Source organism: Paenibacillus sp. OK060 (genome assembly GCF_900101205.1).
Classification (GTDB): Bacteria; Bacillota; Bacilli; order Paenibacillales; family Paenibacillaceae; genus Paenibacillus; species Paenibacillus marchantiae.
In genome coordinates, this window is the sequence record NZ_FNFR01000006.1 from 231,843 (window position 1) to 250,838 (window position 18,996).

At 48.7% G+C, this 18,996-nt stretch carries 15 protein-coding genes and 1 riboswitch; of the genes, 2 read left to right on the top strand and 13 right to left on the bottom strand.

Going from position 1 to position 18,996, the window contains the following annotated elements; genetic code table 11:
* Positions 1 to 209 precede the first annotated feature (209 nt).
* Together BLS14_RS22570 and BLS14_RS22575 are read right to left on the bottom strand one after the other, a co-directional pair.
* Complete coding sequence (locus BLS14_RS22570) at positions 210 to 1,052, bottom strand: serine/threonine protein kinase (protein WP_090954041.1); 843 nt, start codon at positions 1,050 to 1,052, stop codon at positions 210 to 212.
* A 113-nt stretch (positions 1,053 to 1,165) separates the two neighbouring features.
* A complete protein-coding gene (locus BLS14_RS22575) occupies positions 1,166 to 1,819 on the bottom strand; it encodes a MerR family transcriptional regulator (protein WP_079695818.1) in 654 nt (217 codons plus the stop codon).
* A 501-nt stretch (positions 1,820 to 2,320) separates the two neighbouring features.
* On the opposite strand from BLS14_RS22575, the gene BLS14_RS22580 reads away from it, so the two are divergent.
* Positions 2,321 to 3,274, top strand: coding sequence for an L-lactate dehydrogenase (locus BLS14_RS22580; RefSeq protein ID WP_063566203.1), 954 nt, complete (start codon positions 2,321 to 2,323; stop codon positions 3,272 to 3,274).
* Positions 3,275 to 3,406: 132 nt separating this feature from the next.
* Here the strand turns inward: BLS14_RS22580 and BLS14_RS22585 are convergent, their stop codons facing one another.
* The 6 genes from BLS14_RS22585 to BLS14_RS22610 all read right to left on the bottom strand — a co-directional run bounded on the left by BLS14_RS22585 (position 3,407) and on the right by BLS14_RS22610 (position 11,068).
* Positions 3,407 to 6,121, bottom strand: coding sequence for a PAS domain-containing hybrid sensor histidine kinase/response regulator (locus BLS14_RS22585; protein ID WP_090954042.1), 2,715 nt, complete (start codon positions 6,119 to 6,121; stop codon positions 3,407 to 3,409).
* Between the two features lie 276 nt (positions 6,122 to 6,397).
* Entirely contained in the window at positions 6,398 to 7,132 is a 735-nt protein-coding gene (locus BLS14_RS22590) for an ABC transporter permease (protein WP_090954044.1), read from the bottom strand.
* Between the two features lies 1 nt (position 7,133).
* Positions 7,134 to 7,850, bottom strand: coding sequence for an ABC transporter permease (locus tag BLS14_RS22595; protein WP_090954045.1), 717 nt, complete (start codon positions 7,848 to 7,850; stop codon positions 7,134 to 7,136).
* Complete coding sequence (locus BLS14_RS22600; protein ID WP_090810206.1) at positions 7,847 to 8,761, bottom strand: ABC transporter ATP-binding protein; 915 nt, start codon at positions 8,759 to 8,761, stop codon at positions 7,847 to 7,849. The genes BLS14_RS22595 and BLS14_RS22600 overlap by 4 nt, the downstream gene beginning before the upstream one ends.
* A gap of 61 nt (positions 8,762 to 8,822) precedes the next feature.
* Positions 8,823 to 10,388 carry a HAMP domain-containing sensor histidine kinase gene (locus BLS14_RS22605; protein ID WP_176854696.1) on the bottom strand — a complete coding sequence of 522 codons (1,566 nt, stop codon included), beginning with the start codon at positions 10,386 to 10,388 and terminating at the stop codon, positions 8,823 to 8,825.
* The gene (locus BLS14_RS22610; protein ID WP_063566209.1) at positions 10,385 to 11,068 is read right to left on the bottom strand and encodes a response regulator transcription factor; all 684 of its coding nucleotides are present in this window, start codon (positions 11,066 to 11,068) and stop codon (positions 10,385 to 10,387) included. The genes BLS14_RS22605 and BLS14_RS22610 overlap by 4 nt, the downstream gene beginning before the upstream one ends.
* Before the next feature lie 279 nt (positions 11,069 to 11,347).
* Here BLS14_RS22610 and BLS14_RS22615 point away from each other — a divergent pair, with 279 nt between their 5' ends.
* Positions 11,348 to 13,102 carry an alpha-glycosidase gene (locus BLS14_RS22615; RefSeq protein WP_090954048.1) on the top strand — a complete coding sequence of 585 codons (1,755 nt, stop codon included), beginning with the start codon at positions 11,348 to 11,350 and terminating at the stop codon, positions 13,100 to 13,102.
* Positions 13,103 to 13,250: 148 nt separating this feature from the next.
* Here the strand turns inward: BLS14_RS22615 and BLS14_RS22620 are convergent, their stop codons facing one another.
* The 5 genes from BLS14_RS22620 to BLS14_RS22640 all read right to left on the bottom strand — a co-directional run bounded on the left by BLS14_RS22620 (position 13,251) and on the right by BLS14_RS22640 (position 18,967).
* The gene (locus BLS14_RS22620) at positions 13,251 to 13,763 is read right to left on the bottom strand and encodes a PadR family transcriptional regulator (RefSeq protein WP_090954050.1); all 513 of its coding nucleotides are present in this window, start codon (positions 13,761 to 13,763) and stop codon (positions 13,251 to 13,253) included.
* A gap of 108 nt (positions 13,764 to 13,871) precedes the next feature.
* Positions 13,872 to 15,089, bottom strand: coding sequence for a YhgE/Pip domain-containing protein (locus BLS14_RS22625; protein ID WP_176854698.1), 1,218 nt, complete (start codon positions 15,087 to 15,089; stop codon positions 13,872 to 13,874).
* 256 nt (positions 15,090 to 15,345) lie between these two features.
* On the bottom strand, positions 15,346 to 16,290 hold the full coding sequence (gene sdaAA / locus BLS14_RS22630) for an L-serine ammonia-lyase, iron-sulfur-dependent, subunit alpha (protein WP_063566213.1): 945 nt from the start codon (positions 16,288 to 16,290) through the stop codon (positions 15,346 to 15,348).
* The gene (gene sdaAB / locus BLS14_RS22635) at positions 16,280 to 16,969 is read right to left on the bottom strand and encodes an L-serine ammonia-lyase, iron-sulfur-dependent subunit beta (protein WP_063566214.1); all 690 of its coding nucleotides are present in this window, start codon (positions 16,967 to 16,969) and stop codon (positions 16,280 to 16,282) included. The genes sdaAA and sdaAB overlap by 11 nt, the downstream gene beginning before the upstream one ends.
* 259 nt (positions 16,970 to 17,228) lie before the next feature.
* Positions 17,229 to 17,352: riboswitch (glycine riboswitch) on the bottom strand.
* A 337-nt stretch (positions 17,353 to 17,689) separates the two neighbouring features.
* Positions 17,690 to 18,967 carry an MFS transporter gene (locus BLS14_RS22640; RefSeq protein ID WP_090954054.1) on the bottom strand — a complete coding sequence of 426 codons (1,278 nt, stop codon included), beginning with the start codon at positions 18,965 to 18,967 and terminating at the stop codon, positions 17,690 to 17,692.
* Positions 18,968 to 18,996 lie beyond the last annotated feature (29 nt).

The following is an 18,996-nucleotide window of genomic DNA, read 5'->3' on the forward strand; positions in this document are numbered from 1 at the left end:
AAACGTCACAGCAGTTCCTCAGGCAAGCGTGCCTATCAACGCTATTCATCTTCGGATGCGAAGCGTCGGGATAGCCGCCACGGCTCCGGTTATTATAAAAGCAGGAAATACAGCTCCAGCTAGACTGGCGCTAAATCATCGTATATGTATTAAAAGGGTTGTTCTGCCAGCCGTCTTCACGGTTAGCAAAACAACCCTTATTTATTTCTTCATCGCAACTTTATCAGCACACGGTCAATATCCGCCTGTAATTCCAGCGCTCCACCTTCATAGCCTGGACGAAGTCCAAGCAGTCGTTCCAGCATATCGTGAACTTCCGGCGTGAGCTTGAGTTCTTCCTGCCAACTAGCCGGTTTGCGGCCCTTCTCTGGCTCGTAAGCGGAATACAGCATGAACAAAAGAAAATGACCGAGATCCTGCAAATCCTGATCCGGCGCAGCCAGTTCATCTTCAGGCTCGGGCAATTCACGCATCCGGCGTTTTAGCTCAGGCAACAACGGCTCCCCCATGCGCCGCGCCAGGCCAAAATCAATCAAATGCACCTGCCCGTCACGTAAAATGACATTTGGAATACGGACATCCCCATGAATATATCCCTGCTCATGAACATGCACAATGGGAGCCAGTAGTTGCTTTACCAGCTCCAGACAATCCTGTTCCGTATATTTGCGGCCTTGCTCGAATATGCACTGTTCCAGTGTCTCCCCAAGGATATACTCGGTGACAATGTAACTGCGCGCCCGGTATGTGAACACATCCAGCAACTTAGGGATGGCCGGATGATCCATCCGATTCATCACATCCGCCTCCCTGTCCAGCAACCGTACAGCGAGTCTACCCTTGCTGGGTTTGGATTCTTTTAACGCTACATCCTTGCCAGTCTGTTCATCGGTACACAGGTATGTCAGTCCATAACTTCCCATACCAAGCAAGTCATATATCGTATAACGCCCGGCGATCTTCGTACCTTTCCTCCGGGGACGATCAGTCCATAGGCCGAGTAGTCTTTGCCAGCTTCGTCGCAGCTCCACAGGTCCTCCCACGCCAGCCATCTGATCTCCTGTTTTCCGTTTAAGCAGAGCAGATCAGCAGCCAGTCTTGTTGTTGTATGGGCTCATTATACCAAGCTAGCTGTGTAAAATCACGACGAGCATGGACAGGGTTCTCAGGCTTCTTTGTGCTTTTTGGGCAGCAGCCCGAACAACATTCGAAGCGATGTTCCTTTGGGTTTGCGTTTTCTTCCCTGGAAGCTGCGCAGATTGGTGACCAGTTCACGGTCTCGCTCCTCTTCCAGCTTCTCATTCATCCATAGGCGCTGCTTCTCCATCTGCTCCTGGAGAGCAAGATGGGTATCCGCCAGATGCTGCAGCGTTAACTCCAGTTCGTCCACCCGATGCTGCAGCAGCTGGACCTGATCATCCTGCTGTCCGACAGCACCGTAAGTCACTTCACTCACCAGTTGTCCCAGACCTTCATAAGATCTCAATGCTCCAGTTAGTTCAGGTTCCTCAGGAAATATTGCAGGCATCACTGTTGCCGCACATTCTGCCACTGAGGCCTCCTCCATTACCATCACAGGCACGTCTGGAGTCAGTACGGTCACCACAGCATCTGCAAGTGGCAGGTTATGTTCCCTAAGTTCTGTCATCAGGCGTTCGATGCACTCGATATCGTCCGACTTGAACAATCTGGATTTGTTGGCGGAACGCTCGAATCGATACCCTTGTTCCTCAAGCGCTGCCGCATATTTACGAAGAGTACTGGCACCAATGCCCAGGCTCTTGGCCGTTTCCGTCGTTGCTCCTACTTCTTCAATCATTATTATTCCCTCCCGGAATGAAGTCTTTTTGAGTATAAGGTAGTGGCTTCAGCGTTCCCTTTTGGAACTGTCATCGGATCGGGTCAACCTGTCTCATGGATCAAGTACGCATATTTCATTTGCTTGTCCGTATGTATTCGTCAGTCTCTTTGCAGATCCCTTTGACGCTTTTCTTCTGTTTCTGCGGATTCATAAGAGCTTTTGTCAGTTGCCTCATTCGTAAAAATAACCCTTCATCCGACAATGAGCATGAATGCTGTCATGTCGAAATTCGTTGGTGCAAACGCCGTCACTTTTTATGAGGATGAATTATTCATGTCAATTTTGTTAACTCCGTCACTCCAATACGCTCCCGCGACAGAGGAAATCATTGCTGCACAGCTCTTCCATGTGTTATCTTATGTAACGTAGAAGCAGCTATTCGCATAAAATAAAGGACTATACTTAACATATGTATTATTACGAACGGATAAATCAAATGTAAATGGGGGCTGAACAGCAGTGTTAGGCAAATCAGGTAAAGTAGCGGTGATCGGGGCGGGACTTGTCGGTTCAAGTTGTGCATATTCCATGATTAATCAATCGATATGCAGAGAAATTATGATGGTTGACCGGACGTATGACCGTGCGGTTGCACAGGCGCTGGATTTTTCCCATTGCATGGACTTCACACATAACCGCACGAAGGTATACGCTGGCACTTATGCAGATTGCGGCAGCATGGACGTCATAGTCCTGACTGCCGGAGCGAATCCGAAGCCAGGGCAGACTCGTCTGGATATTCTGGAGGAAGCGGAGTCCATTGCCAAAGATATCGTTGTTCCTATCATGAATAGCGGATTCCGGGGGATTTTTGTCGTCGCGGCCAATCCGGTTGACATAGTAACTTATATGGTATGGAAGCTGTCCGGTCTTCCGCGTGAACGAGTCATCGGTACAGGTACGTCTATTGATTCCTCCCGGCTCAAAACGCTGTTGTCAGAGGTCTTCTCCATCGATCCACGCAGCGTGCATGGATATGCTCTCGGGGAGCATGGGGAATCCCAGTTCGTGGCATGGTCCCATGTCACCATCGGAGGCAAACCGATTATGCACATTATGGAACAGCACAAGGAACGCTTCAAACATCTGGACCTGGAAGATATCGCCCGCAAAACGAAAGACGCCGGTTGGGAAATTTTCACTCGTAAAGGTTCCACCCAATTCGGAATCGGTAACGCACTCGCACATATTACCCGTTCGATTCTCAACGATGAACACAAGATCATTGCTGTCTCCGCAATTCTTGATGGAGAGTATGGACAGAACAACGTATGCGCAGGTGTTCCAGCCATTATTGGCGGGGATGGGATTCAGGAGATTATCGAGTTGAATCTGGATGCATCTGAACGTGAGAAATTCGAGCGTTCATGCGAAGTTTTGTCAGGCAATATCAATCGTCTTACCCTGGTTTGACCAGTTCAGCCATTTAAGGATGGTCCATAACAAAATAAACAGAAACACAAAAACGCCAATAACCTCCTGATACAGAAGCGTCATTGGCGTTTTTGTGTTGTTTGTCTTTATCCACCTTGGGAGTACGAGTCTTCAGCTTGGTGCAAGCTGCGGTTCATCTGTTGGCCCCCATTGCTGCAATACCCGCTTTAATTCACTCAGCATGATTGGTTTGCTGATGAAGTCACGCATCCCAATCTCCAAACAAGCTTCCTTGTCTTCACGTTTGGCATTTCCGGTTACCGCTATAATAGCTGGAATACGCTCCTGCGGAATTAATCGGTGTACAAGGTCTGTTGCTTTGAGTCCATCCATAACAGGCATCTGAAGATCCATCAGGACAATATCATAGGCATTTTGCGAAATGGCTTCAATCGCTTCAACGCCATTGGTGCATACATCTGCTTGGTATCCAAGCTTCTCTAGATACTCCGATAAAATCTTTCGGTTTACCGGGTGATCCTCGGCAACAAGAATACGTATTGCTACCTTATCCCCCTGGCGTGTCCGATCATGGCTGAATTGACGTGCAGATTGCTCTGCCTCTGCAGTCGCATCTACACTTGTGGCAGGCACAGCGAACCGGAAGGTTGATCCCTTTCCTTCTTCACTCTCCACACTGATACTGCCCCCCATAATCTCCACGAGTCGCTTCGAGATGACTAATCCAAGACCTGTCCCGCCATATTTGCGGTTAATGACAGGATGCAGTTGAGAGAACGACTGGAACAACTGATCCAGCTTATCTTCTGGAATACCGATCCCCGTATCCTTCACCGCAAAGTCCAGCACACTCGCTTCCGGTCGATTGCCACGAATAATATCTACCGTGACATCAATGCCCCCCTGATCCGTAAACTTCAAGGCATTGCTCACCAGATTGACGAGAATTTGCCGAATACGCATCGCATCGCCCACCATAAACTCAGGAATGTCGGGATTGAGACGATATCGGATCTTCAACTGCTTCTCTTCCGCTCTAGACGAGAAAAGTTCCGCAACCTGTTCCAACATGATGCGCAGCGAGAACGGTTCGTAGGCCAAAGCCATTTTCCCAGATTCCAATTTGCTGAAATCAAGGATGTCATTCAGGATATTTAACAGTGCATCACCGCTCTCACGGATGATCTCGGCGTATTCTCGCTGTTCCTCCGACAAATCCGTGCTGATTAGCAATTCAGTCATCCCCACGATTCCATTCATTGGTGTACGAATTTCATGACTGACCATGGACAGGAATTCCGACTTGGCCTGTGCCGCGAGTTCAGCGGTTTCCTTGGCGCGCACAATTTCGCGATCACCCGTCACATCATTGAACACTATAACGGCGCCACGAATCTGACCCTCATCGATAATTGGCGTAACCTGGTATTCCACCAGAAAGCTGGTTCCGTCTTTGCGCCAGAACACATCCTCCTTCACAGTGCGACGCTGCCCGTCCATCACCGTCATATGAATAGGGCATTCACTTTTTGGAAAATAGCTGCCGTCTGCACGTGAATGATGAATAATAGGATGCGAGCTTTTGCCGACAAACTCTTCCGCTTCGTAGCCGAACATGGAAGCAGCAGCCGGATTCATAAACCTGGTGATGCCATCTGCGTCCAGTCCATAGATGCCCTCTGTAACCGAGTTAAGAATCAGAGCATGCTGTTTGCTAAGCTCCTGGATCTGCTCTGTATAATCCTTACGCTCCGTAATATCAGACAAGATCCCATATACACCCACGAGTTCCTGGTCCACAATGATGGGAACATTAATGATAGATACATCAACCTTCCGGCCACTGGAATTCACGATCCGCGTTTCATAGTGTTGGGGTTTCCCCTGCTTCACCAGTTCGAAATATGCTTGCCCGCCATGCACTTCACATTTATCCAAATGCGAAAGAAAGGACTGCCCAATCAATTTGCTCCGAGGTACATCCAGCATTTTGACCAGATTGCGGTTCACTGCCGTATATTTGCCTTCGAGATTCAGCGAGTATACCGCTGCTGGATTATGTTCGAAGAGAGATTTGTAACGTTGACGACTCTCTCTAAGACGTCTTTCTGCATTTTTATGCTGGGTAATATCCCGGCTGACGCTGACGATCTGAGTATTCTTGCCCTCTTCTCCGGCCACCGGCTTTGCCAGCGTTTCCATCCAGATGTAGTGCCCCTTCTTATGAAGCACTCGCATCTTGCAGCCATTCCCACTCGACGACATCTCTAGAAGTTCAGGGTAATCCTCAGGATAACAGTAATCCTTCAGGAACTTTCCTGTTACCTCTTCCGGACGATATCCCAGCAACGAATAGACGGAAGGAGAGACATAAAGCAGCTTGCCGTCCATCGAACTCGTGGTAATGAGGTCCTGAGCATGGTCCGCCAACATCTGATATTTCTCCTGCGTTTCATGCAATTTACGTTCCACTTCCACGATCTCGGTTACATCCCTGGCAATACCGTATATCCCCACAATCTCTTCTTTCTCCGTTATGGGCACATAGGTAATCTTGGCCTGTTTCAGGGAACCGTCTCTATGATAAAACGTGATCGGCTTACTGACTGAATGGCCAGCCAGTACCTCACTAATGTATTCTCCTCGTAACTCCTCACTCTCAGGAGGGCAAATCCTATCTCGATTTAAGCTACGGAGTTCTTCAAATGTATACCCTGAAATCCTCTCAATCGAGGGATTGGCATCAATATAATTTCCATGGATGTCCATCACATATATGGCATCTGGGTGATTAAAAAACAAGGATTGGTAAGAACTTCCCTCAGAAATAATGCGCTTTAGGGTTCCAGTTTTATTAATATCCAAGGCTTACCCCTCTTTTCTTAGCCTATATCTTCATCTAACAACCAAAAAATATAATTTTCGGCGAAATGGGCCTACCCTCGAATAACCATGTAAGCCCTCCTAGAAACAGCTTTTTTTATTTTACCAGATTCCAGTTCGAATTTGCTTACAATCTCTTCACCAAAACCATGTAAAAGCGACAAAAAAATCCCCTTTAAGCGACATAGTCCGTCAATAACTGAGGTCTATGTTTGCTTAAAAGGAATTTATTACACAACTAATGAATAAATTCTACGATTAAATTTCTTTTTTTCTAAAATATAAAACTCCAATTAAAATGAAGAGAACTGCACTGCCCCCGACTACTGCAAGCATGGTCCCAAGTGGAACATTATAAGCTCCGAATCCCCCACCTTCAAAAGGTGTCATTAGAATCATCGGCTGCGCCCAAGGGTAATACGGGCCAAATGTAGCCGAGTTCACGATCAGAATGTTCGGTACGGTCAACGCAAAATTCAATGCCAGCGGTGCGGCAAAGCTGCTCCATACCAAGGAAACGAACATTTGGAGAGCAGCGAGCGGCACACAAGCGAATAGCCCCAGCAGCAGCTTACCTGTAAGCAATCCCCATGGGATGGGATCCGTCATGCCCTGGATCGTACCTGTCAGCAGGATGGCCCCCAGCAACAGTAATTGTGTGCCCGCCAGAAGCAAAATCACGATGGTCAGTTTGCCTGCATATACGCCCGTACGAGTAAGCGGCAGCACCAGCATTTGCTTCCAGCCTCCCCCCGCATGCTCGAATCGACAGACGAAAGAGGTAAATACGCCGGTCAGGATGGGCAGCAATAACAAACCGTGCAGAAAGACCATTGAACCCATAAGCACATTCCAATGACCTGATGGTGTGGACAGCAGCCCAATAAGCAGTGCGATTAACGGACTCAGCAGAATCAGAAGCCAGATAGGTGATTTACCCATTTTGAGTCGCTCAGAGGACAGGATTCGGAAATAGGTTGTTGCAAAACTCATCTTAGGCCACATCCTTCCGGCTAAAGTGCATCATACCCAGCAACATGATTAGGAGCCCCGCCCCTACACCCAAACCGACATACACAAATGGTTTCGGGCTGATCCAAGCCATCTGTGCCCAAGCAAGCGGAAAGTACGGTGAGATACTGAGTGCGAACATCCCCATTACCGCGAGTACAATGCCGAGAGTGACCGGAAGAGCCTGATTTTTATTTACCATCGTCAGCCATAGCTCCAGCGATAACACCGGAAGCGCGCCTGCCAGTGGCAATAAACCCAGCTTGATTGCATGCGTCCAGGGAATCTCACCAGCGTCGAATCCAAGCACCAATCCCAGACCAATAGTTCCCGCGGTTAATAACAAGCAGGAGATAATGAGCAGCACACAAGCGAGCAGGAATTTAGCCAGGTAAACCGCAGGTCTTGTGATCGGCATCGCCAGCAGCTGCTTCCATGAACCCTGTTCATGTTCAACATTTGCGATCATCGAGCTGAGAATCGTCGCCCCCAGCATCAAGGCAAGTGGTACAAAAACAACCACATTGTCCAGTAAACCCTCCCACAGATGATTCCCATACTGTTCTTTCAGATAGCCTAAACGAAGCCCGAAGTTCAAAGCCTGCATTGCCGTCAGTCCAATGGGTGCCAGAAAAACGAGAAACCAGATACCTTTGCCACGAATTTTAAGCCAGTCGGACGATAACGCACGGCCCGTCATACCGTTGCCCCCTCACCGATGACCCGCATGAACAAGTCTTCCAGGGATTGACGGTGCTCTTCCACACGATAAACCGCATGGTCCTGCTCAACCAATCGACGGACCAGCAATGCAATCGCGCTATTATCCATATACGGGAACGTGAGCGCCGCTCCTTCACGTTGACCGAATTGTCCCTGCTCTCGTGCCAGCTTCATCGCCTCTTCCGGCTCGGAAACGGTCAGTCGAATGGAGCTGCCCGTCTGGCTATGCAGATTGGCGATCGTATCTTGAAGGACCATTTTCCCCTCACGGATAATGCCAACCCGGCTCGCCATCTGTTCCACTTCACTCAGCAAATGGCTGGACACCAGGACGGTAATGCCGTGTTCTAGCGGCATACGCTTGATTAATTCCCGGATCTCCTGGATGCCCGCTGGATCAAGACCGTTCGTCGGCTCGTCCAAAATCAGCAGCTCCGGCTGACCCAACAAGGCACTTGCAATCCCCAGACGCTGTTTCATTCCAAGCGAGTAACCTTTCACGGAACGTTTGGCATCCCGAGTCAGGTCCACGATGGAAAGCACTTCGGCAATCCTTGATTTGGGTACATCCAATATCCGGCGCAAGGTTTCCAAATTTTCCACCGCGTTCAGATGTCCATAGTATGACGGATATTCAACCAACGAACCTACACGTCGCAGAATGTCCATACGATCCTTGCGGATATCCTTGTCGAATACACGGATGACACCTTTGGTTGGCTTGATTAAGCCAAGAAGCATACGAATAGTTGTTGTTTTGCCAGCGCCGTTGGGACCAAGGAAGCCATAAATGTCTCCCTTTTTAATATGCAGATCAAGTTCACGGACCGCCGCACGGTCCCGGTATGTTTTCCATAAGTTAGCGGTTTGAATAATGTTATCAGTCACTGTTTAATCACCTCGGATATCATCGTAACCTTCCAAGGTTAAAGCTGAAGTCGGTTGAAGTTTAAGTTTTGTTTAAAAAAAGGTACGGCCTTGATTTCCCAGCTCCTCCGCCGCTATAGAGGCACACCCGCAATCCATTCTCAGAGCTGTCTACCCTCTTCCGCAGCCCCATCTCACGAATCAGCAGATCCACGATGGATAACCCCAGACCTGTTCCCTTGGTATCCGAATCTTCCTGCAATCCTGGGCCCCTATCCTGAATAACAAGAGCCTTCTCCCCATGGATCTGTTCTGTCGATATGCCAATATATTTTCCACTCGCTGCATGACGGATGACATTCTGAAACAGGTTATCGAGAACACGACGTAATCCCTGCTCATCCACCTGCCAGAACAACGGTTCTTCCGGCAGATCGATATCAATCTCAAACTGCTCTTTCTCCCAAACGGGATACCAGGCCGCTGCCGTTTCTCTGACGATTCGCAGGACGTCCTTCTGTTCCAGCTTCAATGTATATTTTCCGCTGGTGAGCAGGTTGTACGATAACATGTTATCGATCAATCCGCTCAAATCATCCATCTTGGCTTCCATACGACGCAATGAAGTATCCGCAGCCGTGCTTAGTGGTTCTTTGTGAAGGGAATGCATATGTCCACGGATGACGGTCAGCGGTGTACGCAGATCATGCGACAATCCCGCGACAAGACGTTTGCGAAGCTGCTCTTCCTCCCGCTCCCGGTGACGGCTGTCTGTCAACTGATGCACCATTTCGTTGAACGATTCCTCCAGATGTCCAATCTCATCCGATCTGCGAATCTCCACAGGAAGGGGAATGCCTTCCTTGCCCGGAGTGATCATCGCCGTCTGGAGCCGGATGAGCCGCTTGCGAATTCGCGCAAAGAACAGGATCGACATGATGATAAATAACAGGAAGATGATCATCATCAATCCACCCAAATACAAAAGTTCCATAGGCCAGTTGTTCTGTGGCTTTTGCAAAAGATACCTTGGAACCTCAATCACCATAAACCCTTGTCCCTTGTCTTCACTATCTCCACCCACAAAAGAAACAACCGTTAGCGGATCACGATAGGAGGCTTCCTTCATAAATTCCAGGGAGCTGTTTGCATTCCATATCGAAGGAATCCGGGTCTCTGTATTCGGATGATCCAACGTCCATTTCAATGTCGTCATTGTTGTTCCATCCACGGTGGACTCCGATACATCAACGTCCTCTCCAGCGAGAATAAATGCCGTTTCACCGTTTTGGTCCACACGGTACATCGAAGATTTGGGATATTTACGATGCAGCTGTTCCATACGTTGATTGATTTTTTCAGATGTCGCCCCATCCAGCTTCTCGGATTCCCGGGTCCACAGGTTGCTAATTTTCGTGCTATCGCCATAAGGTGCCGTATTGTCTTTATTTGTATTGTTCACCACCACCACATAGATAATGGATGTAATGGGGAGAACGACCGGCACAAACAAAACCGCTGCCAAGATCAGGAGAATATATCGGGACATCAAGGTCCGTCCAAAACGCATTTTCCGTTTGCCTGGAAGACTACGTTTCACTCCCCTATTCCTATCGGATGGATCACGCATCGTCGCTTTTCTTCTCATGGCTTCTTCACACGATACCCAACACCACGAACGGTTTGAATGATGGTTGGGTTCGCCGGATCACGCTCCAGCTTCTCGCGCAGATGCCGGATATGTACCATTAATGTCTTGTCCCCGTCCAGATAAGGCTCGTTCCAAACGGCTTCGTAGATCTGTTCCTTGGTTCGAATCATGCCCATATGCCTGAGCAGGTAGGCGAAGATATGAAACTGTTTGCCCGATAAAATAATTTCTTCCTCTGTCTCCTCATTCACGATCCGGTGATCCTTCTCGTAGATGGACAAGTGGTCCAGTTTTACCACGGTATCGGCCGAGATCGCTGTCCCTGCCTTCCGAAGCTGGACTTCAATCCGTGCGGCAAGTTCATCGGGATGGAATGGCTTGGTTACATAATCATCGGCAAAATCAAGCCCATGCAGCTTGTCGTCAATGGACGTTCTAGCCGAGAGCATGACAATGGGCACTTCAGGATGTTCCTTTTTGAGTCGCTGTCCTACCGTAAATCCATCCAGTCCCGGCAGCATGACATCCAGAATAACCAACGAGCAGCCCCCGGCAGCTTCAGCCGCACCTTCACCACTTCCGAGCCATACCACCTCATATCCACGCTCCTCCAAGTCGGCCCTAACCCATGTGGCAATTTCCGTATCGTCTTCAATGTATAACAGTTTCGTTTTCATGCGCGTATTCGTTTCCTTTCTGCACCCTTTGGGTTAATTATATATTTGAAACATAATGAAGTATCTTGTTTATATAAAATGTACGAATGATGATCACACGACCATGGATATCCTTTTATTTTAAATTATACCTTAATCATCCGCTTCGCATAATTCATGCAGAGATTGAGAGGTTGATTCAACAACATAAGCATGTGGCATTCATCCCGAGATTAATTTGCATCGAATGCAGCTACTTGCTCACATACTACGTGTGTATACGACGGGAGGAGATTCAACATGCTGCTGGAAGCCATCTATCATCAACCAAAACGGAACTGGGCCTATGCCTACGATAAGGATACCATTCGTGTGCGTCTGCGTGCCAAAAAGAATGATCTCACCGAGGTACATGCCCTGACTGGGGACAAATACGCCTGGGATCGCACCAAAGAGCTGGTTCCTTTAACCAAATATACATCCGATTCCATGTTCGATTATTATGAGGGGCAAGTAAAGCCTCCGTATCATCGACTGAAGTATTCCTTCCTGCTGAAAAGCGGCACAGAACAGATCTGGATGACCGAAACGGATTTCCAAACGCATGAACCCGACGATCCTGGTCACATGTTCCAGTTTCCGTACATCCATCTCGGAGCTGTATTTACACCGCCTGCATGGGTGAAGGATGCGATCTTCTATCAGATCTTCCCTGAACGATTCGCAAATGGCAACCCCGACCTTGATCCAGAAAAAGTGGAACCCTGGGGTGGTGAGCCGACCCCGTTTAACTTCTTCGGCGGTGATCTCCAGGGCGTCATCGACCATCTGGATTACCTTGAAGAGTTGGGCATTAACGCCATTTATTTCACACCAATCTTCGAGGCAACGACCAATCACAAATACGATACCGAAGATTATTTGCGAGTAGATCGGCATTTTGGTGATGCAGATACAGCCAAACGGCTTGTTGAGCTGTGCCATGCACGCGGAATCCGGGTGCTATTGGATGCGGTGTTCAATCATTCTGGGAAGACTTTTGCGCCGTTTGTGGATGTGCAGAAGAACGGGGAGAAGTCCAAATATAAGGACTGGTTCCATGTGCATGAATTCCCGCTGGACGTGAAGGATGGCATTCCTACGTATGAAACATTCGGATTCGAAGCCCACATGCCGAAGCTTAACACGGAAAATCCCGAGGTGAAGGCGTATTTGCTGGAGGTCGCCGAATACTGGATCAAGGAAGTGGGCACCGACGGCTGGCGGCTGGATGTCGCGGATGAAGTGGATAATGCGTTCTGGCGCGACTTCCGCCGTGTAGTGAAAGCTGCGAATCCGGATGCCTATATCCTGGGTGAGGTATGGAATGAGTCCTCCTCCTGGCTACAAGGTGATCAGTTCGATGCCTCGATGAACTATCCATTTACGGAAGCCGTAAATCGTTTTTTTGTAAAAGATGCCATGCACGCCGAACAGTTCGCGAACTCGATCGGTCGACAACTATCCCGCTATGCGCTGCAAGCCAGCGAAGTGGCGTTCAATCTGCTTGATAGCCACGATACACCACGGCTGCTCACCTTATGTGAGGGTGACCAGCGGAAGATGAAACTGGCCGCGTTGTTCCAATTCAGCTATATGGGTGCCCCGTGCATCTATTACGGGGATGAGATTGGGCTGGACGGCGATCATGATCCCGGCTGTCGGAAATGTATGGAGTGGGATGAGACGAAGCAGGATCGCGAGCTGTTCACCTTTTATCAGAAGCTAATCGCACTTCGCCATGCCCATCCTGCCCTGCGTGCAGAAGGCAGCATTCGATTCCTGCAGGCCCGTGAAGGCGGAAGCCAGCTTGTGTTGGAACGACAGGATGAGGAGGAGCGCATTCTGATCCTTTTCAATCGTTCGGAAGAAACAGCTATCGTGGAGCTCGAAGCGGGTGCCGGGGAATGGACGGAGTTATTTGGCGAGAATTATCGTACAGCCAAGGAAGAGGGAATTCTGGCCGTTGAGCTGCCCGCATATGGATATGCTGTACTAAGTACAGATATCGCGTAACTTCTTCATATTGTTGTATCCTTGCAATTCCAACGCATTGCAAGCAACGCCGGATAAGCGCTCACAGACCTGTTACTGATCTGTAGAGCGCTTTTCTGCGTTATGGATGGATCGTCAATTGATTTAGTGACACGGATACTATAGAAAGCTACAGAGGCGCGGTCAGCTGTTCCTTGAGCAATCGGATGGTAGCCTCATATTGCACAAGCCCCACTTGCATACACAAACGCTGTGCAGGTGAGATCTGTTCGCCAAATTGCTTCATCTGGCGCTGCAGCTCGGCATACAGCAACTCTTTACGATTCAGCTCCGACCGGACCCACCCTGCGACAGTATCTTCATCCGCCAGCTCTCCGAAATACAGACGCATCAGAAAATCAGAACGGAACACCTCTGCTTCCAGTGGACTCATCAAATAGGTATTAAACTCCGCAGACCCTTCCGGTGTTAAGGTATACACATTTTTGTCAGGTTTCCCTTCTTGTCTAACGGATTCCTTGGTTAACAACCCTGACTTTTCCATCTTCGCAAGTGTGGGATAAATGGTGCCAAAGCTGGCATCGAAGAAAAATGAAAAATATTGTTCAAAGTACTGCTTGATCTCATATCCGGAACATGGCTGATTGTGCAGTATTCCGAGGATGACATGCTGCGTGTTCATCGGTGTACCGCTCCTTTCCAATTGCTCTTAACGTATCACATCCTCCCTTATACGTTCAACATCATCAGACATTCACGGATTGGCTTATCCGGCAAAAGGAGTATATCGTTATCCACGATCAGGTGAAGGCAGGTTTCCAGTCAGAGCGACAGGTGTCGCAGCAGTCTTGGACTCCAACGGTATGCTGGATTGTGCAGGACCTGAGCGTTTGATCCATGTGCACACCGCTCCCAAAACCAACGTCGCCGCTCCAATCACTACCAGAAGCAGAACATCATGACTAATCCCATCTCCGCCAAGTACCAGATTCATCATACCCTCCACCGCGTAGGTTGCCGGCAGATAATGACCGATCTGTTGATAGAAGTCAGGCATGACATCGCGCGGAATGGTTGCGCCTGATGACAACATCAGCAGAGGCAACAAGGCACTGTTTAACCATGCTCCAGCATTTCCAAGCAGCAGCAAGCTCAATTGCGCCACGAATAGAAAAGATAAAGTAATCAACAACTGAAATAGCCATAACATCCACCATCCATCTGCTGATGATACACCCATAACATGCATCATCCCTGCTCCAACGAGCGATACGATAAATGCAGCACCAACATTGATGATATTGCGCGCCCAAAAGCGTTCCCATTTTCCTGCCCTGCTACTGAGTTCACCAGAAACCTTTTGCAGATTCATGCCAAGAAGCATTGCACCTGTAAAGGTAGCCGTCACAATCAACATTGGTACCATGGAAAAAGCAAAGTTATGAACTGGATTCAGCCGTTCCACTTCTGCCTCCACACGGGAAGATAACCCCGCTGCCATCGCATTCGCCTGATCGTCAGCCATACCTGATTGATTCAGCACTCCCCGAATGCTATTTTGCTGTACTTCACGGTTCAACGTCGCTGTAACTTGTGCGGACACGGTCTGCATCACACTTTTTACGGTAGCCACGTTGGATTCATTCATTACATACTTCACTGCCACCGGGCCCGACAAGTCTCCCGCCTGCTGCATGAAACCGGATGGAATCTCGATAATCATGTATACATCCCGGTCCGTTAACATCTGTCTGGCTTCTTCCATAGTTGCCGAAGGTTTAATCGCGAAATGAAGCCCCTCTGCAAGAGACTTTGCCACAGGCTCAGCCGCAGACCCATCTTCATTTACGATGGTCACAGCAAGCTGATTCATCCGTGCATTTACCTGATCATATCCACTAAGCCAAATGGTATTAAAAAAAACCTGGAACAGTACGGCTGTAATTAACCCGACTACTGTAGCTCCATTTTTCAAAAACAGAAGACTCGTTTGAAAAACACTTTTCATGTTATCCATCTCCTTAATTTGTATAACTTATTCTCGATCTTATATATCGTGTTGATATATGACAATAAATAATATATCTAAACGATATATAAACGTCAATACCTTTTTATTTTTCTTTGTTGGAACAACAAAAAAGCCAATACGCTTCTTCACCAGGAAGAATTCGTATCGGCTTTTTTATCATAATGGTAGCAGATCATTACCGTTAATGATCAAGCTCCACGAATTAAATTCAGTTCATGTACGTTCATGCATGTTATGCCTTGGCTTCTGGTTCATTTTCAGCAGGAGACTCAGCTTCAATCTCAGGCTCCGCACGCTTCGCCTTTGGTTTAGCAAGCTTCTCCATCATTTTCCGTCCTGTCGGTGTTTGGGCAAGCCCACCTTGGGCCGTTTCACGGTGCCTGCTCGGCATCGCACTGCCCACTTCCAGCATGACATCAATGACTTCGTCAGAAGGAATGGCACTTCGTACCCCGGCCAGCGCCATGTCGGCCGCAGCCAACGCAGTTACGGCACCCAGTCCGTTACGCACGATGCACGGAATTTCCACGAGGCCTGCGACGGGATCGCAGATAAGGCCTAATGTATTTTTTAACGCGAGGCCAACCGCATGAACCACTTGCTCCGGCGTCCCTCCACGCAGCTCCACCATGGCTCCAGCGGCCATACCGATGGCAGAACCCACTTCAGCCTGACAGCCACCCTCGGCACCGGAGATAAATGAATTGTTGGCAATGACATAACCAATCGCTCCCGCACAGAACAGACCGTTCACCAGATGCTCGTCACTCCAGCCAAAACGCTCTTGGGAGCTTATAAACACACCCGGAATGATGCCGCAAGAACCGGCTGTCGGTGTCGCTACGATCCGGCCCATGGAGGCATTCACTTCCGATACACAAAGGGCATACGCCATGGCCAGTGCAGAAGCATCTCCAGAACAAGTCTCACCTTTACGAATGTACTCAGCCATTTTTTTGCCGTCTCCGCCAGTCAAACCGCTGCGTGATGTCGTATCTTCTGTCAGCCCTTTGTGTACAGCTTCCTTCATCACCTGATAGTAATCCGACATCTGCTGTACAACATCCGCTTCCGGGATATTCGTCTCCTGAACCTGCTCTTCGATCATCAGCTCGGCAATGGTTTTGGATTCTGCTGTACAGATGGTATTCAGTTCATGTAGATGTTTAAACCGCATCAGGCTCGACCCCTCTCTTTAAATCAATCACGCGAATGTCCAGCATATGATCCAGTGACCGCAGACGGTTCAGCATCTCAGGATTCGGCACACCATCCATCTCCATCGCTGTTAATGCTTCACCATCCCGGGCTTTCCGATCCACTTGCATGTACCCGATGTTCACCCCGGACGAACTGATGGTCGAGGTTACGGAAGCGAGCACCCCTGCTTTGTCCGAATGGCGCAGTACAAGTGTGGGGAACTCTCCGCTGATCTGTACACGAAAATCATTCAATGCATGCACTGATACACTACCACCGCCGATGGAAGCACCGATTAGTGAGCATTGGCGGGCTCCATGCCACAGTTCAATTTTGACCGTATTCGGGTGAGGAGCAGGCAGGCCGCTTGTGAAAAACTCTACCTCCATACCCGCTTCCTCTGCATATTGTTCTGCATCCGGTATACGTGGATCATCAGTCACATAATCAAGCAGGCCACCGATTAACGCAAGATCCGTACCATGCCCCTGATACGTATCGGCGAACGAGCCATACAGTGTTAATCGAGCGCGTTCAGGCGTGCACCCCAGCCACTGACGGGCAATTCGCCCCAATCTTGCCGCTCCAGCCGTATGTGAACTTGATGGACCTGTCATGGACGGACCAATAATTGAAAAAACGTCTTTAAAACGCATCGCAAACCCTCCATTTATAATCGTCATTTTCATCCAGACGTACACCCATAATGTTCCTTTATTACTGAATGATGACATCAAAAAAGGACAGAAGAAGGCCCTAGGCCCTCTCTCTGTCCTCGATACCTGAGAGTTTCATGATAAGCAGCGCGGCGGATCGATGCAATCCCTGTATTCACAGGTGATGTCACCCTGCACACCGTGCTGCTTGACCATATACCCCTTGGGTGGCGCAGTTTCGCGCACTCTCCAGAGTTGCGTCCAACGATGGTACATTTACCTGAGAGATTAACCACTGCGCCGGGTGCGTAGCAGCTTGCTCCTTCGGTGCCCGACAGCTGCCATTTTACTCGACATGCCCAGGTCTCTCCCGCTCGCTATCATTCGCTGTATGGAACCATTCTGATCTTGTAACAGAACGATAATTGAAGTTTTTAATACTTTCTCATTAAGATTAATCGACCGGAAGATCAGTGTCAACAAACTTAACGATTTCTTTGTGAATATTTGCTTTTTTCCATTTTATACACTAAATAAATTAACGAACTGTAAACTTTCATCACATGAATGTGTTAATGCGTTTCATCTCGAAAGCGTATACATTGTTCATTTTCTATTAGTGACTATCAGTGTTTAATACTATTTATGTTATGTTCCACAGAACGGTTCGGGTATTCAGGCAACCTTTATTCTGTACAAGAATTGCCGTATTTCTGCCTGTCACCCCACCATCGCCTTGGGCTTCGATGGTTCATCGTAATACCTGCTTCGGGAAGGAAGCATACTCGTCACCCACAATCCCAACGCAGCCAGCAGCATAACCCCGGATACAACTGTATATACCATACGAAGTGACAACTGCTCTGCCACTACGCCTACAATCAAAATGGAAGCCACCTGTAGCATACTTAACACTAGTCCAAGTACACTGCTCATTCGCCCCATCAGATCGACAGGGATATTATTTTGATAAAAGGTAACCAGGCCCGTATTCGCCAGTGCGGAGCACAGACCGAGCAGAATAAAGGCAACCGCCGCCAGCTCAAACGAGAATGAACGGGAGAACAGAAAATAACCCAGCGCGACCAGAAGTACACCGCCACCCATCATGTGACGGATCGGCAAATGTTTGGCGAACATCCAAACCAGCATGGAACCTGCCAAATAACCGATACCGGTGATACTCATTAATGCTCCGTACTGTGATTCAGGCAGGTTCATCACCTGACGGATAAACACCACTTCCTGAGCATCCAGCGACATACCGACCACCAGAATAATCTGGAACAGGGCATATATACCGACCACGTAGCCCGACTTTCGGCTGAAGCTCAGTACAGCTCTCCAATCCTGGGCAATCATCCGAGGTGTCAGTCTGCTTCCCGTCCCTATATTCTGTTCTCCAATGCCCAATTTGGGAAGAAACATTAGAATCAACGCAGAAGCAGCAAAGGAAACCGCATTGGCATAAATGGCTGCCGCCGGAGATAAATAAATTAGCATCACTCCTGCAACTGCTGGGCCGGTAATGAATGCCCCTGAGCTGATCAGGGCTTGTAGGGAATTGAAGCGCTTGCGCCGTTCAGCAGGTACCAATCGGGTAATGTATACCTGAGAGGAAGGGACAAATATAGATGAAGACATGCTGATCAGAAACATCACTGCGTACATCATCCATAGGCTGGACATCAGTGGGAGCGCCGCCACCAACAATGCCCGTAGCATATCAGCACCAATCATCAGCTGTCGCTGATCATAACGATCAATCAGGCTGCCTGACCAAAACTTAGTGCACACCGAAGCAATCGGCGAGATAATCCACAACCCTGCGACTGCCGCTGGAGACTGTGTCATATTCAATACCATCAGGTTGATCGCCACAATATATATGAAATCACCCAGATTGGATATGCCCACTCCGCTAAGTAGCAATCCGGCATGCTTCCAGCCACCAGACTGCCCCTTCGATGCAACTCTCTTTGCACGAATGTTCTTCATAGCGCTACCCACCCACTAGAAATCACAAA

Coding starts and splice junctions, on each gene's coding strand:
- BLS14_RS22590 (WP_090954044.1), bottom strand. CDS start 7,132: ATGAGTTTTGCAACAACCTATTTCCGAATCCTGTCCTCTGAGCGACTC.
- BLS14_RS22605 (WP_176854696.1), bottom strand. CDS start 10,388: ATGAGAAGAAAAGCGACGATGCGTGATCCATCCGATAGGAATAGGGGA.
- sdaAB (WP_063566214.1), bottom strand. CDS start 16,969: ATGCGTTTTAAAGACGTTTTTTCAATTATTGGTCCGTCCATGACAGGT.
- BLS14_RS22620 (WP_090954050.1), bottom strand. CDS start 13,763: ATGAACACGCAGCATGTCATCCTCGGAATACTGCACAATCAGCCATGT.
- BLS14_RS22625 (WP_176854698.1), bottom strand. CDS start 15,089: ATGAAAAGTGTTTTTCAAACGAGTCTTCTGTTTTTGAAAAATGGAGCT.
- BLS14_RS22640 (WP_090954054.1), bottom strand. CDS start 18,967: ATGAAGAACATTCGTGCAAAGAGAGTTGCATCGAAGGGGCAGTCTGGT.
- BLS14_RS22610 (WP_063566209.1), bottom strand. CDS start 11,068: ATGAAAACGAAACTGTTATACATTGAAGACGATACGGAAATTGCCACA.
- sdaAA (WP_063566213.1), bottom strand. CDS start 16,290: ATGCGGTTTAAACATCTACATGAACTGAATACCATCTGTACAGCAGAA.
- BLS14_RS22615 (WP_090954048.1), top strand. CDS start 11,348: ATGCTGCTGGAAGCCATCTATCATCAACCAAAACGGAACTGGGCCTAT.
- BLS14_RS22575 (WP_079695818.1), bottom strand. CDS start 1,819: ATGATTGAAGAAGTAGGAGCAACGACGGAAACGGCCAAGAGCCTGGGC.
- BLS14_RS22595 (WP_090954045.1), bottom strand. CDS start 7,850: ATGACGGGCCGTGCGTTATCGTCCGACTGGCTTAAAATTCGTGGCAAA.
- BLS14_RS22570 (WP_090954041.1), bottom strand. CDS start 1,052: ATGGCTGGCGTGGGAGGACCTGTGGAGCTGCGACGAAGCTGGCAAAGA.